Source organism: Enterococcus sp. AZ101 (genome assembly GCF_050499005.1).
Classification (GTDB): Bacteria; Bacillota; Bacilli; order Lactobacillales; family Enterococcaceae; genus Enterococcus_L; species Enterococcus_L ureilyticus.
In genome coordinates, this window is sequence record NZ_JBMHEZ010000001.1 from 13,325 (window position 1) to 29,668 (window position 16,344).

Here is a 16,344-nt window from a genome sequence, read left to right on the forward strand (position 1 = left end):
ATAGGAGGGAACTATGAAAATAATTGGTTTTGGAGGATCAACTCATGATTTTTCAGTTTGTTTAGTTGAAAATGGAGAAGTGAAAATTGCGATTGAGGAAGAACGGTTGGCAAAAAAAAAGTATGGGTACGGCTGTGAGTTAAGAGAGAATCTGGCTTATAAATATGTTCTTGAAAAAACGAATACTAAAGAAGCCGAAATTGACTATTTTGTCAGTAATGACTTATTGAATAAGGACTATTTTGATTGTGTAAAAGGGAAGATGAGTCAACTTTATAATCATCACTATACACATGCAGCAAGTGCATTTTATGAGTCTGGATTTGAAGATACAGCTATTTTGGTGATTGATCATAGTGGCAGTATCATAAAGGACTCCAAAGGGCTTTCTACGGAAACTATTTCATATTATAGAGGGACAGAAAATAGAATTGCACTTATGGATAGAGTAAGTGGTGATGGTGAGATAAAAAATGGAATTGTAAAAAAACCGAATAATTCAATAGGTTATTTTTATTCTATGATAGCAAAAATGCTTGGATGTCAAAGCATGGGTGGAGATAATAAGATTCACAGTGAATCAGGAAAATTGATGGGCCTATCTTCTTATGGAAAACCTGTATATAAAGAGGATTTTGAGCGTTTTATTCGTTTTGAACAAGGGCAGGTAGAGATTGAAATTGAGAATATCAGACAATACGTAGAAAAAGTTTTGGCTGAAACTAAAAGTGAGCAGGAAACTAAAATGAATTTGGCCGCTACTGCTCAGAAGATATTAGAAGATTTAGTAGTAAAATGTGCAGATTATTTATATGAAATTACTAAAAGTAAAAACATATGTATCGCTGGAGGTGTTGGATTAAACGGATTAGCAAATCAGAAAATTTTAATGGATACAAAATTTGAAAACATCTTTATTTGCCCAGCAGCAAATGATGCGGGTACCTCAATAGGAGCTGCTTTATCAAAGTTTTATGAAAAAAATAACTGTTCAAAAAAAGAGATGAAAAATAATTTTTATGGTTTCTCGTACAATAACGAAGAAATAGAACAGAGCTTGGAAAAGCAGCAAGATAAAATTTTTTACAGTAAATTAGCGAACGGTGAAAAGCTTGCAGCAAAACTCATAAAGGAGAATAGGATTATTGCTTGGTATCAAGGAGGTTCTGAATTTGGACCCAGAAGTTTAGGCAATAGAAGTATATTGGCAAATCCTTGTAATCCGAAGATGAAGGACATTTTAAATAATAGAGTAAAGTTTAGAGAAAGTTACCGGCCATTTGCTCCTGCAGTGATGGCAGAACATGAAAAAGAATATTTTGAAATGATAAAAAGCAATGAGTATATGTTGCTAATTCCGGAAACAAACAAAGAAGTGATTTCTCGAATACCCGCTGTGGTTCATGTTGACGGAACAGCAAGAGTACAATCTGTAACGAAAACGTTCAATCCACAATTTTATTCAGTTATACAGGAATTTTATAAACTGTCCAGTATTCCAGTTGTTTTAAATACATCATTTAACATTAAAGGTCGTCCTATTTGTGAAAGTCCACACGATGCAATTGATTGTTTTTTGGAGTCAGATATTGATTATTTATTTATGGGGAATTATTTAGTATGGAAAATTTAAAGAAGCAGGAAAAAGTTATGTTAAGAAATGATGGAAAACTTGAAAAAAATAAAGAATTCACAGAAATTTCTGATTTTCCAGAATATATAGAGATTCAATTTTCCGGAAAATGTAACGCCTTTTGTAAGGTATGTCCACATCCACAGGTTAGAAAAGAAATACCTCTCGGGAAAATGGAAGTTCAACTGATTGATCGGATTTTAGAAGAATGTCAACATTATCGACATAAAATTATCAACATTGAGCCTTATTTGAATAATGAACCTTTTTTGGATAGAGATTTTTTAAAGACACTAAGAAAAATTAAAAAAATAGGTTGTAATGTAGAAGTTTCAAGTAATCTTTCGGTTCTTAACTACGAAACAATCGATGCTATTGTGGAAGAAGAGCTTATCAGTGAACTAAGATGTAGTATTTTTGGTTTTTTTTATGAGACATATCAGTCGATTATGGGGTTGGACTACATCAATACATGGAATAATTTCTTTTATCTTCTGAAAAAAGTAAAGCAGAAAAAATCATTAATGACCATCCAATTCACCATGATAGATAAAGTCGGTTTAATAAGCCAAGAAGAAATTACTGTTGCAAGAAAATACTTTAAAGAGTTGGGAGTAAAATTTAAAGTTTATCCGTATTTAGATCGCGCTGAAAATAATGGTAGTAAAAATGAAAAGACGTTTTTAGAAGATAAATACAAAGTTGTTGGCTGTAAATCGGATTATTTGAAAAATCGATTGGCGATTAATTACGACGGTACAGTATCGTTATGTTGTCAGGATTGGAGAAAGCAAGTAATTATTGGCGATTTGAAAACTCAAACTATAAAAGAAATATGGGATTCAAAAAAAGTTAATAGCATAAGAGAGCAAATATATGGAGAAACAGATCCTGCGAAAGCCTTTTTTTGTCAAAAATGTGAATTAGCTTTATTGGAACAGGTGAATGTAAGATGAGAATTATTTTAGAAGGAGTAACAGGATCAGGAAAATCAAGTGTTTTTAAAGAATTAAGATTGAAACAAATGAAACTAAACACGCTGGTGTTATCAGAGTATTATACACTTAGAACATTTGAAAAAATGGCTAATAAATCTGAGTATGTATTTGATCAACTTCTAAGTTTCATAGAGCTCCAAGATCAGCTTTTTTTTGAAGCACAACTAGATAAAACATCAAATGGACAGCAACAGAAAATCAGCGTCTGTTTTGAAGGGTTTCATCTAAATGCTTATTCACGAGAGTTAATTTCGGAAGATGAATTTATAAGAATTGATCAACGATTAAAGAAACTTGGATTTAAAACAGTATTTTTTGAACTACCAGAAACATTACTAAAGAAGCGTTGTATTGAGGAAACCTTAATGTATAGGAAGAGCGGGTGGAAAAACTATATTGAAGCTTTAGGTGGAAATGAAAAGGCGCTAAAAATTTTTACAGAAAGACAGTTGCTGATGATTGAAAAACTCCAAGGAGTTGCGGGTGAAGTTTTGAGGATCGACACCAGTGAAAAAGATTGGGAATACTATACAAAGATAATTCTTTCAATGTGTGAAATGAGGAAATGACTAGATGAAAATAATGATGCTATCAGGTATAACTGGTTCAGGAAAGTCTACTTTATTTAAAAAAATGATGATGAACTGTGAAAAACTAAATTTTTCATCCGTATTTTTTTTGTCAGCTTACCACTCTCAAAACGCATGTAAAGACTTAGAAAAAAGTTTGAAGGAGTTCTATGAAACCATAGAGGAATTTCTTGCGACACTTGAACGGATGGAAGGAAAAAAAGAGATAGGTCTGCTTTTGGAAAATTCTATGAGTAACAGTTTTATAGAAAATGAGACAACGAAAGAACTAGAAGAGCGAGTACTGGATAGGTTAAACAATTATGATACAAAACAAGTATTCTTGCAGCTTGAGGAAGATTCTATAGAGAAGAGATCCGTATTGTTAACAAAGAAGTACCGCACTCCAGCGTGGAGTGCTTATCTAGATTCGTTTCACCTTAATACCCAGGAATTGACTCAGATGTTTAAAGAAAAGCAGATAAAACTAAAACAGGCACATGCAAAAAATGACTTAGAAGGTTTCATACTGAACACTACCGCTATGGAATGGCAAGACTATGTAGATAAAATGATAGATTTTTGGCAGTCTTGATTTTACTATAGATAATGACTGTAAATCTAGAAGGAGTAGAGGAAGAATGAATGATATAATATATGAGCTTTTTAATAGAAAAAAAGAATTGAATAAGAGTAAAGGATACACATTTTATGATTCTCAATTTCATTTCTATTCACCGAACAGTAGAGATTTGGATAAAATTGATAAACTAATTGAAGACTATTCACATACTGGAGTCGACAAAATGAATCATACAAGACAGTTTGAAATAGTTATGATTACTTCTCCAGTTCTGTTTGAAAACATGTTCATTAAATTAAAGAACATGGAACATAATCTAATAAAAACATTTAAAGACGGCATTTTTCATAAAGAATACCTAGTTGGAAATGAAAGTACAATCTATATAGAAGAAACCGGGAATCCACGCTACCTAATATTAAAAGTAGATCTATGTTACTTTATTATTCTAAAAAATGAGGTTGACCTTAATTTGGCATTTAGGGTGGTGAGAGAGGTTATTTTTAGAACTTCTGAAGATGATGGCTTCATAATGTTTCACGCTGGAGCAGTTGTTTTTAAAGAAAGTGGAATTATGGTTTGTGGAGATAAGGCTTCAGGAAAAACAACGATGCTACTTTCACTGATTTTAAATGGAGCGGATTATATTTCTAATGATAGACTGTTGGTAAAGGAAACAAAACAAGGTTTTTTAATGAAATATTTTCCAATTTCTATGAGAATCGGCCGTGGAACGATAGCTGCTATTCCACAACTAGCAAAAAAAGTGAATGATAATGGTCAAAAATGGAGCAGGCCGCAAGTTGAAGAAATTAGAAATCAAGTGAATCTAGATGAACGTGAAGATTTTGGCTCGGCTGTGAAACTCGAAATTACTTCGAAAGAATTAAAAGAGCTATTCGCCGTAAATCTGAAAGAACAGGCTAATCTAAAAACAATTATTTTTCCTAAAATAAATCTGAGTATATCTGACATACATGTTTCAGAAATGGACAGTAAGAAGGCGGCGACATTATTGCAGGAACAATGTATGAGCCCTTTGGATGAAAATTGGATTGAACCATGGCTAAAAAAAAGAAGAGAGACCGATCAATTCATTTTAGAGTACTCGGAAAAATTGGTTGACCATATGATTGAACAAACAAAGGTTTATCAAATTGAGTTTGGGAAAAATATTTTTAATGATAGTCAACAGCTATTAAACGATTTTGAATAACGGAAGGAAAGTAGATGCAAAATAATAGTCAGAAATTTACTGAGATCCTTACTGGGTTGGCTAATGAAGGAACACAGTTTGCTTTAGATAGTGGGACTAAGGATATATATACTTTTTTATACCAGCATAAATTGACCCCGTTCTTTTTGAGTTATCCTAATGTATTGGCTGAAATGGATTTTGGTGAGGGAAAAAAAACTAGGGTATGTTTGAAGCAATATGAAAAAAAATTACTTGGAAAGAGTGAGAAACATTTAAAGTTGTTAGTTGAGTTGGCTAGTATATTTAAACGATCTGAAATCAGCTGGCTTCCTCTAAAGGGAATTTTACTATCAAAACGTCTATATAATCATTATCATATGAGAATAGTTGGAGATATTGATCTGTTGATCAGGAAAAAAGATATCTACACTGTGGCAGACAGTCTAGAAAAAAATGGATTTTTTATTAACAGAGAAGAAATGGAAAAAAGTTTAAACAATCACTACCACTATACTGCGTTTAAACAGGATATTCCGATTGAGATACATTGGAATATTGATTATGGGAACTTGGATTATCCCGATATCTTTTTTAAAGAAGCCCAAACGAATTATCTGCTAAATGAAGAGATAGAAATAGTAAGTGATGAAAATCAAATTATTTTGGCACTTGTTAATATTAGTAAAGACTGGTATACCAGAACTTGTTTATCCAAATATTTGGATTTGATTTTCTTATTAAAAATCGGGAAGTATGATTGTACCAGCTTGGCGAATAAGATTGAGCACTTTAAACTTAAAAATAGAATTTACCCAATAAAAATAATTCTTCAGCAATTATTTTCTTACTGGGGGATGACAGAGATTACCAGTAAACCATCACTACTTACGAAAATAGTTACAAAGTGCTTTATTAGATGTGAAGATGTGCTGCGATTAAAGCCACCTGCAATCTTAATACGAAAATTAGGAGAACAAATTATGTGGGATACTGCAAGTTATTATTATAGTTCAAGAGGAGGCCCTATAAAAAAATGTTTTTAGTGTTATTTTTAGTTATATTTTTTAGGTATGTAAGAATTAACTATAATATTTTATGGACATTGAACAAGTTGAAAACCCCCGCATTGGTCGAGGAACTCGATACTGGTCTCTTCACGTTGAATATTTGTATTCCATGTTTAAGAGAACAAAGTATTATTGAAAAAACCATATCAGAATTATTATCTTGTTTTAAGATTGTGAATGTTAGAATCTATGTTGTAACTACTTCAAAAGAAAATAGTGAAAAAACAGAGAATTATCATTATTTAGAAGAATTGGCTTGGAGTATATGCAAGAGGGAAAAGAGCTTTTCAATCTGTGAAAAATATAATCATTTATTTGATAGGGAAGAACTCATATGGATTTGTGAAAAGTATCAGTCAGAAGAATTCAAAGATGTTTTGGCATCTATTCAAGCAATCTATTCAGATAAAAAAACAACGTACGAAACAGTAGTAGAATCGATAAAAATAAACAATTGGAAAAATGTTATTTTACTAGAAGAAAAAAACGATACCAGCTGTATGGCCTCTCAAGTTAATTATTGTTGGAAGACTATCAATAATGAAAGTAGCGAGAAATCTCCAAATGACTATTTTATGGTCTATAATGCTGATTGTAAACCATCGACTGATTTAGAAGCCTCACTTGTCAAAGAGATAAAAGCCAATGAATATCCTGATGTGTTACAGCTTATAAGGGTTTATACTTTAAATTATTCACAATATTCTGGGATAATTGGCCATTATTTAAAAGGAAGTGCACTTTATCAGTCTAGGTGGAGTCTAGGTTGTGAATATCCTATGTTAAAAAGAACTTCTGATAATTGGAAAAAACAATCTTTTATGTTTAAGTTAAGAAGTAGATACATGATTGGGCATGGAATGACTTTCCGAATGGACTTTTATGGGCAAATGGGAAAATTAAATGAAAAAACTAATTTGGAGGATTTATATACAGGTTATTTATTAAGTTGCCTGAAAATTCCGATAATACCTATTTTAGCTATTGAAAATACATTGAATCCGAGTACCATCTATTCATTATTTAATCAAAAAATGACATGGTTTTCAGGTATGTTTGATGTATTCAATTATAAGAATTATTACAAAAAAAATCACAAAGAAAATTATTATCGTTTACGTTCATACTACTTTACTATCTGTTTTCTTATCAGAGATACCTTCTCATGGCTGTTTGGGCCATCGATCTTGATTATCTGTTTGTTGCTTTCATTTACTAAACTGCCTTATTTTTTGCTATTGAGTACATTGATAACAGCAAATGCTTGTTTTTGCCTATTGCTCCAATATCAGCTAATGGAAAGAAACCTAATTAATAAAAAAAAATATAATTGGCTGTTCACGGCAATAGGAGTTGTATTTTATTCTTTTACAAGAAATTTGCCTGCACTAACATTTATTTTGAAGAAAATAAAAATAAAAAATTACAAGAAATACAAAACAGATAGGTAATAATTTTTTATGAAGGAAGTGAGAGCACTAAATGGAATTTACTAAATCAATAAAAGAGTATTATGCTGCGCAATCATTGATTGTCGGTGGCGTAAAGAAAATGAATAAATTAGGACCAATAGAAAAATTTCCCATTTATTTTTCACGAGCAAAAGGTTCTATTGTTTGGGATATTGATGGAAATGAATATGTAGATTTTATTTCTGGAAAGGGTGCGATAATATTAGGTTATGCAAATGATGAAGTGAACAGTCAGGTTGTTAATCAGATAAATATGTCTAATTTTATGCCATTGAGTAATCCTATACAAAATGAACTGGCAAGAATAATCAATGAAAAAATTCCATGCGCAGAAAGGGTCAGACTTTTTAGAACCGGATCTTGTGCGGCCTCTGCGTTGATAAGATTAGCCAGAGCATATACTAAAAAAGAGATTATTCTAACATCAGGTTACCATGGGTGGCATGATACTTTTACTGGGGTACGAAATGGAGTTTTAACAGAAAATAGCAACTATACATTGGATTTCCAATATAACGTCAATCTTTTAGAAAAACTTTTAGTCAAATATTCTGGCTCAGTAGCGGCTATATTTATTACACCGGAACTCTGTTTCTTTGGTAAAGAATTTTATGAAGAATGTTTTCACCTATCGAGAAAATATAACACCCTATTCCTATTTGATGAAATAAAAACAGGTTTCAGAACGAGTTTAGAAGGATTTCAGAGTAAAATAGGAATAATTCCAGATGCAGCTACTTTTAGTAAAGCTATGGGTAATGGATATGCGATTTCTGCAGTAGCAGGTTTTGATAAGCTGATGTTTGCCGAAGAAGAAACTCATTTATCTGGGACATTTGATACAGAAGCATCTTCTATAAGGGCATCGATAAGTACAATTGAATTGCTTGAAAAATATAATGTCGCTTCATATATAGAAAATTTAGGACGATACTTTGCTGAAGAATTGGACAAATTATTTTTAAAAAAGAAATTCCCAGCAAAATGTTTTTACAAAGATGCTTCGGCTTTTCATATCATATTTGAGACTGAAGATTTAGGGAATGAATTTTATGGAGAATCGATAAATAGAGGAATCTTGTTTTATTGTTTTAATAATGTTAACCTTAATTATTCACACAAAAAACATCAAATTGATGACGTTTTGAATAAGCTGGTCAATGTTATTGACGTTTTGACATTTGATAAAGGACTTTTAACGGAATCTGCTTATAAAAATTATTTGATTAAAAATAGGTTTGTATCTGAGTATGAATAACGAATTGATTAAAGAATATCTATCTGCAGCCTATGATAGTATGCCAAAAAAAATTGAACGAATTCAATCAAAATTTGAAACGAATAACCTATATCTTCTAAAAAATGGCAAACAGTGCAGAGTCTTAAAATTTTATAAATCTAGGCACTCATTTGTAACAGATACAAATTGTTTAAAGTTGATTTATGGTGATTCGTTTATTTTAAATAGGCGTATAGATAATGAAACATCAACAACTAACATTTATTCGGTGATAATGGAATATGTACCTGGAGAAACAGTCCAATTTAATGAAGAACAGTCCTCGGATACACAAGTCAAACTGGCCCGAAAAATTGGTGAAGCATTATGTTGTTTCCACAGATATTCTAGACAGCTAGTCAATCAACAGACAGGTACATTTTTACCTGTAAACTGGAAGGTATATGTTAATGATAGGATTAAGCAGTTTGAGTTAAATTTGCAAGACCGACAACTGGGTCTTGCAATAAATTATTTGAAAGAAAAAAGTATTTTTAATCAGACCAAAGAAGAAATGACCTCTCAGCTTCTCCATAACGATCTTCTTTCAGATAATATTATCTACAATCATGTAAAAGATCAAGTTTACCTAATTGATTTTGAACGAGCGATTGTTGGACACTATGAGTATGATTTTGCTAAGTTGTTTTGGCGAACCTTTCACTTTGATACTTCAACAATAAAACATTTTTTACACGGATATGGAATAGATAGGATTGATGAGACATTTGAAAAAAATCAAATTTTCTATCTTGTTTTTCATATACTCGAAATGATTAGTTATTTAAATAGTCAAAAAGAAACTATAGAAAATAAGAAAACCTACGAATCAGGATACAGTATTTTAACATTTCTTATTCAAACTGATTTTAATATCTATCCCTCATCTGATGATTTGTTGGATGATGGAGGGTATGGTAAATTTCACAAATGATGTTTTTTCGAATGCTGTTTCAGCAACCGTTATAAAAATACAAATGAGGATAGGATAGATGAAAAAAACATATAATATTATCCAATATTTTTTGATTGTTACTTTTTTCTGCACAATATCAACAGTTATTGCAATAAAAATACCTGTTGATATTAGAGCGACAGAAACTATTACATTAGTAAAAAAGAGCGAATCAAAAAGTTATCGTTTTATAGGAAATGGGAACATAATTACGAATCAGGTATATGTTTATAAAGAACGAAATCAAGATGTTCAGGTAGGGAATGTGGTTGATCAAGAGGGAACGTATATTTATATTGATTTTCCCACTGAGGAACACGCAGAGTTACACTTACGTCTAAAAGAAAAATATATTCTTGAATATACAACGAAACAACTTTCACTTTTAGAATTATTATTTTGCAGAGGAGGGAAGACTTTTGAATAGAAAAGAAAATTTTATCAGTACCTATAAATTTATTGATATTTTTTTGAAGGGATATAAGGGAAACCTGTTGCTTTTTTTTATTAGCTGCTTCTTTGATTATTTTTTATATATTATTACTCCGATTATTTTTGGTTTAATGCTGGATCAAATTGTCTACTACAAAAATATCAGTTTATTTTTGTCAATAAGCAGTCTCATTATCGTGTTTTTATTTTTTTATATTTTTCTCTATGTACATATGTATAAACAACACGATATTCTAACTACTGGTTTCATTATGAATGTCAAAAAGAAGGCTTACGAGCATCTGTTAGAAAGTAAATCAATATATTTTATTAATAAAAAAGCAGGTGAAATTGTTACTATTGTTAATCAGTATAGTAATGATTGTTTGGCATTTTTGATAAAAGACATTATTTTTAATCTAAATAATCTTTTTAATGTCATTTTTTGCCTAGCCTATATTTATATAATGAATGTTCAACTCGGATTCCTTATCTCACTGCTTATACCAATATCGGTATTTTTTTCTACATTGTTAAACAAGAAAATAAATAGCTTGTTTAATAACAATAGAGTACTTAAAGAAAAATATGATGGTAGAATTTTTGACTTGCTGGCTAATTTTACTGAAATAAAATTTTTGAGTGGAGAAAAAAATGCTATAAAAATATTTAGCTTTGAAAATAACAAACTTCTAGATAACAAGTTAAAGGTAGATACTTCGATAAATAATTTGAAAATTCTTTATGAAGGGATCAACCTTATTATACAGTTGATCATATACAGCCTTTTAGCGATGTTTTCTTATAGAAACCAATTAACAATAGGAATGATTTCAGTCATTCTCATCTATTTTTTTGATATAGGAAAATGTTTATCTGCTATTGTTCATTCTAACTTGGTTGCACAAGAGAGAATAAACAATATACATGAACTGAAGATGTTTCTTCATTCAGAAAGTGAAAAAGAGTATGATGGTTATGATGATATCCAAATAACTGCTGGGCAAATTGATTTTTGTAAAGTCAATTTCAGTTATAAAAAGAAAGCGGATATTTTAAAGGATCTGTCACTCTCAATGTCTCCAGGAGAAAGGATCGCAATCGTTGGTGAAAGTGGTAGTGGAAAATCTACGCTAGCATTATTACTATTAAGATTTATGGAGATACAGTCGGGTGGCATATTTATCGATAATCAGGATATAACAAAATTTTCTGTAAAAAGTTTGAGAAGAAATATTGGGATTGTTCAGCAACAGATATTAGTATTTCCAGGAACATTAAGAGAGAACATCACTATGGGCAAAATGGATGTTAGCGATGAAAAAATTCTTGATGCCTGTAATCGAGCAGGCTTAAATGATTTCCTTCGAATGCAGCCAGAAAAATTGGATACTTGGATAAGTGATACAGAGAATATTTTTTCTGGGGGACAACTACAAATGTTAGGAATTGCCAGAATTTGTCTTGAGGATCCAGCCATTCTCATTTTTGATGAGGCAACGAGGGGATTAGATAAAATATCTGAGGCAAAAGTTTTAGCTTCGTGGGAGAATTTGACTCAGAACAAAACAGCTATTATGATAACCCACAAATTGAGTAATACCAATTATTGTGACAGGGTGATTGTGCTAAAGGCTGGGGAAATCATTGAAACAGGTGCGCCGAATGAAGTATTAATACGGTCAGCTGAGCTAAAGAAACTATTTAATACAGGAGGGGGATATGATTAAGGAGAATGGGTTAATTAAAACTAAGGTCAGTTTATTTAAGACATTTAATTATAAGGGACTGATAAAAAGAAAGCTGTTATTATTCAGTGGACTTCTGTGTTTGTTGCTGTCTGGTTCCCAGTTCTTATTTCCACTTCTGTATAAAAGTTTCATTAATGAAGTAATTTTGGAAAAGAAAATTGCAGTATTGCCACAGTTACTGTTACTGTATGTAGTTGCTTATGTTGTTAAAAGTGCGATAAATATGATCTATTTTAAGGTGAGTTACAAAAATGCATTTGCTCTAGTTAGAGGAGTGAAAGAGCTATTATGGAAAAAAGAGATTTCCAAAAGTCTATCTGCATTGAATGGGCTGGATATCGAGGATAAATTCATAAATATCGAAGCGGATACAAGACCGTTATACACTTTTTTATCCGAACAAATTGAAGGATACATTGTTCAGCTTTTTACAGCGGTCGCAGCAATCCTGTTATTATTTTTGATTAATCTAAAACTAGGTTTTTTAGCATTAATAGTCTCAGTGATTTCAATTGTAGTGGACGGAATGATTTCAAAAGCGCAAGGTAAGATGAATTTGGAGAACAGGGAAAATGATCGGACGATTTCAAATTGGATTAAAAATTCTGTTTATGGTTGGAAAGATATTAAGGCCTTTGGAATGCAGAACTTTCAGATGGAAAAATTTAGTAAATTAGTACAAAATTACGCATCGTATCATCGGAAATGGACAAATCTTTGGGTGATTAGCAATAGAATTCTTCCAAGAGTAAAAAATGAATTTATTGCAAAATTTAGTTTATATTTTTTTGGCGGATTGTTAATTATACAAAATGAAATGACGGTAGGATCCCTATTGGTTTTTATATCCTACTTCAATTTTTTTCTCCAATCTATTAATCAATTGACTGCTATAAACAACAGCCTGAATAATGACAAGCCATACTACGCTAATATCTCTGCAGAGTTGAATACTATTCAAACCATACTAAAAGTTCCTCAAAATGAACGGATACTTGAGAATATAGATTCTATAGAATTTGAGAACATTTCTTTTTCATACAATCATAAACCTGTGTTGAATAACTGTTCATTTGTTATTAATAGAGGGGATAAAGTAGCGATCATTGGAAATAGCGGTTCTGGAAAGTCAACATTGATGAAGTTACTTGCAGGAATTGTTTTCCCTGATCAAGGCAGAATTCTTTTATCAGGAAATGCTATCAAAGAAATTGGAGAAAGTACCATATTGAAGAGAATTGGCTTTGTTTTTCAAGATGCCAATCTTTTTTCAAGTACGATCGAGGAAAATCTCTTTTTTGGTTTGGATAAAAAGAGTAGGCTGCAGCATCAAATGGACATAGAAAAAAGTAATTTACTGACTTTTGTGCAGGAATCTTCAGCAGGTTATGAGCGTAACATTGGTGATAAGGGGATGAAACTTTCAGGTGGTCAGAAACAGAGATTGATGATTGCCCGACAAGTGGTTAGAGAAATAGAAGTTCTTGTTCTTGATGAGGCGACTAATTCTTTGGATTTAAATAATGAAAGAGGCATTCTGTCTGAATTGGATACTATTTGGACGCACATAAGCACCCTTATCATTATTTCTCACCGTAGGTCTACTATAGAGAAGTGTAATCGATTCTTAAAAGTAGTAGATGGCAAAGTTATAGAGCTTGACAGGGAGGAGGCGCTGTTAGGTGTTGAATAGTATGGAACAAGAAATGATCGCAAAAAATAATAACTTAAAAAGTTCCAACCTGGATGAATATCTGGAGAATCATATTTTACCGATTTACTCAGAATTTGATCAGGGACATGATCCAGAACACATCATGGAAGTTTTAGAACGATCTTTGAGTATAGCAAAGCTATTTAAATTTGTAGATTTACAGGTAGTGAAAATAGTAGCATATTTTCATGATATTGGGTTGAATAAAGGACGGAGAAATCATCACTACTATTCTGCTCAGTTATTGGCACAAGATCCAGTTATTTCTCGTAAATATTCTGAAAAAGAAATCACAATAATGATGGAAGCCATTGAAGACCATCGTGCTTCCAATCGTGGGAAACCACGGAATTTATATGGCACTATATTATCACAAGCAGATAATATTACAGATGCATCGAAGATAATAAGGCGAACCTTAAGCTATGGGAAAGATGTATTCAGTCATTATGATGAAGAAAGTCAGATTATGCGCGCCTATTTCTATCTAGTAAATAAATATTCTGAAGGTGGATACTATGAAATGCAACTCGATATTCAAGGAGATCAGGAGCGTCTTTTAAACTTGAGGGAAATCTTAAAAACCTATATTGGGTTTAGAGCATATTGTGTAAAAATAATGAAAGAGGAAACTAAAATCCTGACTTTAAGAGAATAAATAGCATGAGCATATTTAATTGTCCAGATAAAATATAAAAATAGTAATGAAGGCTGAATAATTTATCAGAGGAGACTTTGATCAATCATTCAGTTTTTTTAGTTTATTATATCTTTTAATTAGTAGTGTAGTAATGAAATATCAAAATTTTATTATTAAAATGAACTTTATTACCAAAATAGAGACCGTATTTTGAAAGGTATTCTTTATAGAGACAAAGGAATATTCATGTGATTAACTATACTAAAGGTTAGCATAAAATAATCAAAACAAGGAGAAGACTGAAGGAAAAATAAACTGACTGCTGACATCCACGAAAAAGCATCTAAATCTTTTAAATATGCTACAAGAAAATGGGAATGTATTTCAATAAATTCTCTAATAAGGGGGAATGACAGAATGATCAAAGTAAATATTAAAAATCAGTTTAATAATAAAGCTTTTCAATGCAGTGAAGATGGCAAAGAAGTAACTCTAACCCCATTAGGTTCTGGGTTTCCTCTACCATCAGCAAATACTTTTGAAAAAAGCAATTATGATATTCATTACGCTGATGATTTAGATAATTTTGAATGTAAAGGAAATATTGTTGATATTCACTGCAGTGACTCTGTTTCAGTAGTGAGATTAATAGCATTAGGTCTTTATGGAGATTATCACGAATCGGTTGTTATAGGGGAAGATAATAAAACGACAGAGTATAAAGTAACCTTCCCATTTATGCACCGGACTTCTTTATCTGAAAAGGAAGCAAAATTATTTTATACTTCTGAATATGTTGTATCGCAAAGCTCTCTTTCTGGTGTTGTCAAACAAGGAATATCACTTTTTGAAATTGAAATCAACTTGTATCAGCAAACTAAAATTAGTTTCATAAAGTTTCCAAGGCACTTAGGGGTACATATTTTTGCAATAACATTATTCTAAAATAATGAGAGAGAGGAATTAGATGAATGTTACAGGAGCCTCAACTGAACTGTTTTGAAGTACTCATTGCAGAAAAACTTATAGAATTAAATATTGATTACAAAAATTTTTTCTGGAGAGCAGGATTAAACTACTACAAAAGCCAGAATAATGAAAAGAACATAGTCAACGTTCAACCATATTATTACGACTATTATCTTAATAAGTATTTTGGCATTCAATTTATTGAAACCATTAATCCACCTATAGAAGAGATAATAAGAGATCAAGGAGAATACTTAATAAAATTAGACTATTTCTATTTGAATTATTGTCATATGTTTCAGAAAAACCATCATGTTCATGCGTTAATTATTAAAGTGAAAAAAAATATGATCTTCGTTCAAGATAATTATTTTAACTATCAAGATGAAGTTGAGCCTGAACTACTTATTTCATGGTGGAATCAATCTCAAAAACACTTGAACTGCAAACTGATTGATCTGAAAAAAGCAAAACATACCTCAAAAACAATCAGTACTGTTGATGCTATAGCGGATAATTTAAAAATAATGACAGAGGCAGCACAATATGAGAACTATGAGAACTATCTATCTTATTGTGGCTTATCTGGGTTGAAAGAGATGACTACGGATATCGTAAGTGCAATAAGAGAAAGAAACTTTATTGCGATTGACTTCCTGTTAGAAGAGATAGACAAGATCTGTAGAAGTAGAAAACAGGCGGCAGACTTTTTTAGATTAAGAAAAAGACAAAATTTGGAAAATGAATATTTAAATTCTTATAGTAAATGGTCGAATATATTTTTAACACTTATGAAGGCAGTGATAGCAGAAAAAGCAAATTTGAAAGATATTGAGAAGCAATTTAAGGAGATCGTTCACTTGGAGAGTGCGATTATTGATATGTTACAAAAAGAATTTGATATATTAGATAGTAAGGTAAGGGATTAATTCAGATATATGAAAGTTACCTGTTGCTACTTTTGTTATAGCGGAATTTTATTTGAGTGCTATTATCAATTTCTTAAACTAGATGGAGGGAAGGGTCTTCTCCTAAGAAATGCGATACTAGGTTTAAGTTATACAAGAGGCTGGTCTAGATTTAC

The 16,344-nt window shown here is 31.4% G+C and carries 15 protein-coding genes; all 15 read left to right on the forward strand.

Annotation, left to right across the window (positions count from 1 at the left end; genetic code table 11):
* The first annotated feature begins 13 nt into the window (after positions 1-13).
* The 15 genes from IGJ50_RS00070 (at position 14) to IGJ50_RS00140 (ending at position 16,189) form a co-directional block, all read left to right on the forward strand.
* Positions 14-1,633, forward strand: a complete 1,620-nt coding sequence (locus IGJ50_RS00070; protein WP_069639724.1) for a carbamoyltransferase family protein — start codon at positions 14-16, stop codon at positions 1,631-1,633.
* Entirely contained in the window at positions 1,621-2,589 is a 969-nt protein-coding gene (locus tag IGJ50_RS00075; protein ID WP_069639725.1) for a radical SAM/SPASM domain-containing protein, read from the forward strand. Before IGJ50_RS00070 ends, IGJ50_RS00075 begins: the two co-directional genes overlap by 13 nt.
* On the forward strand, positions 2,586-3,200 hold the full coding sequence (locus IGJ50_RS00080; protein WP_207120496.1) for a hypothetical protein: 615 nt from the start codon (positions 2,586-2,588) through the stop codon (positions 3,198-3,200). Before IGJ50_RS00075 ends, IGJ50_RS00080 begins: the two co-directional genes overlap by 4 nt.
* A 4-nt stretch (positions 3,201-3,204) precedes the next feature.
* Positions 3,205-3,795 carry an ATP-binding protein gene (locus IGJ50_RS00085; protein ID WP_069639727.1) on the forward strand — a complete coding sequence of 197 codons (591 nt, stop codon included), beginning with the start codon at positions 3,205-3,207 and terminating at the stop codon, positions 3,793-3,795.
* A 46-nt stretch (positions 3,796-3,841) separates the two neighbouring features.
* Positions 3,842-4,999, forward strand: a complete 1,158-nt coding sequence (locus IGJ50_RS00090; protein ID WP_069639728.1) for a hypothetical protein — start codon at positions 3,842-3,844, stop codon at positions 4,997-4,999.
* 14 nt (positions 5,000-5,013) lie between these two features.
* Positions 5,014-6,024 (forward strand): nucleotidyltransferase family protein, encoded by a 1,011-nt coding sequence (locus tag IGJ50_RS00095; protein ID WP_207120495.1) that lies wholly within the window; start codon positions 5,014-5,016, stop codon positions 6,022-6,024.
* Positions 6,015-7,499: a hypothetical protein gene (locus IGJ50_RS00100; RefSeq protein WP_429948238.1), complete on the forward strand. Its 1,485-nt coding sequence runs from the start codon at positions 6,015-6,017 to the stop codon at positions 7,497-7,499. Before IGJ50_RS00095 ends, IGJ50_RS00100 begins: the two co-directional genes overlap by 10 nt.
* Before the next feature lie 31 nt (positions 7,500-7,530).
* Positions 7,531-8,778: an aminotransferase class III-fold pyridoxal phosphate-dependent enzyme gene (locus tag IGJ50_RS00105; protein WP_069639731.1), complete on the forward strand. Its 1,248-nt coding sequence runs from the start codon at positions 7,531-7,533 to the stop codon at positions 8,776-8,778.
* Entirely contained in the window at positions 8,771-9,733 is a 963-nt protein-coding gene (locus tag IGJ50_RS00110; RefSeq protein ID WP_429948241.1) for an aminoglycoside phosphotransferase family protein, read from the forward strand. The genes IGJ50_RS00105 and IGJ50_RS00110 overlap by 8 nt, the downstream gene beginning before the upstream one ends.
* 58 nt (positions 9,734-9,791) lie before the next feature.
* Positions 9,792-10,181, forward strand: coding sequence for a hypothetical protein (locus IGJ50_RS00115; RefSeq protein WP_429948243.1), 390 nt, complete (start codon positions 9,792-9,794; stop codon positions 10,179-10,181).
* A complete protein-coding gene (locus IGJ50_RS00120; RefSeq protein ID WP_207120493.1) occupies positions 10,174-11,916 on the forward strand; it encodes an ABC transporter ATP-binding protein in 1,743 nt (580 codons plus the stop codon). The genes IGJ50_RS00115 and IGJ50_RS00120 overlap by 8 nt, the downstream gene beginning before the upstream one ends.
* Positions 11,909-13,630, forward strand: coding sequence for an ABC transporter ATP-binding protein (locus tag IGJ50_RS00125; RefSeq protein ID WP_069639735.1), 1,722 nt, complete (start codon positions 11,909-11,911; stop codon positions 13,628-13,630). Before IGJ50_RS00120 ends, IGJ50_RS00125 begins: the two co-directional genes overlap by 8 nt.
* Position 13,631: 1 nt before the next feature.
* Positions 13,632-14,309, forward strand: coding sequence for an HD domain-containing protein (locus IGJ50_RS00130; RefSeq protein WP_429948245.1), 678 nt, complete (start codon positions 13,632-13,634; stop codon positions 14,307-14,309).
* A 399-nt stretch (positions 14,310-14,708) separates the two neighbouring features.
* Positions 14,709-15,236 (forward strand): hypothetical protein, encoded by a 528-nt coding sequence (locus IGJ50_RS00135; protein WP_429948247.1) that lies wholly within the window; start codon positions 14,709-14,711, stop codon positions 15,234-15,236.
* A 26-nt stretch (positions 15,237-15,262) separates the two neighbouring features.
* Positions 15,263-16,189 (forward strand): hypothetical protein, encoded by a 927-nt coding sequence (locus IGJ50_RS00140; RefSeq protein WP_069639738.1) that lies wholly within the window; start codon positions 15,263-15,265, stop codon positions 16,187-16,189.
* Positions 16,190-16,344: the final 155 nt, after the last annotated feature.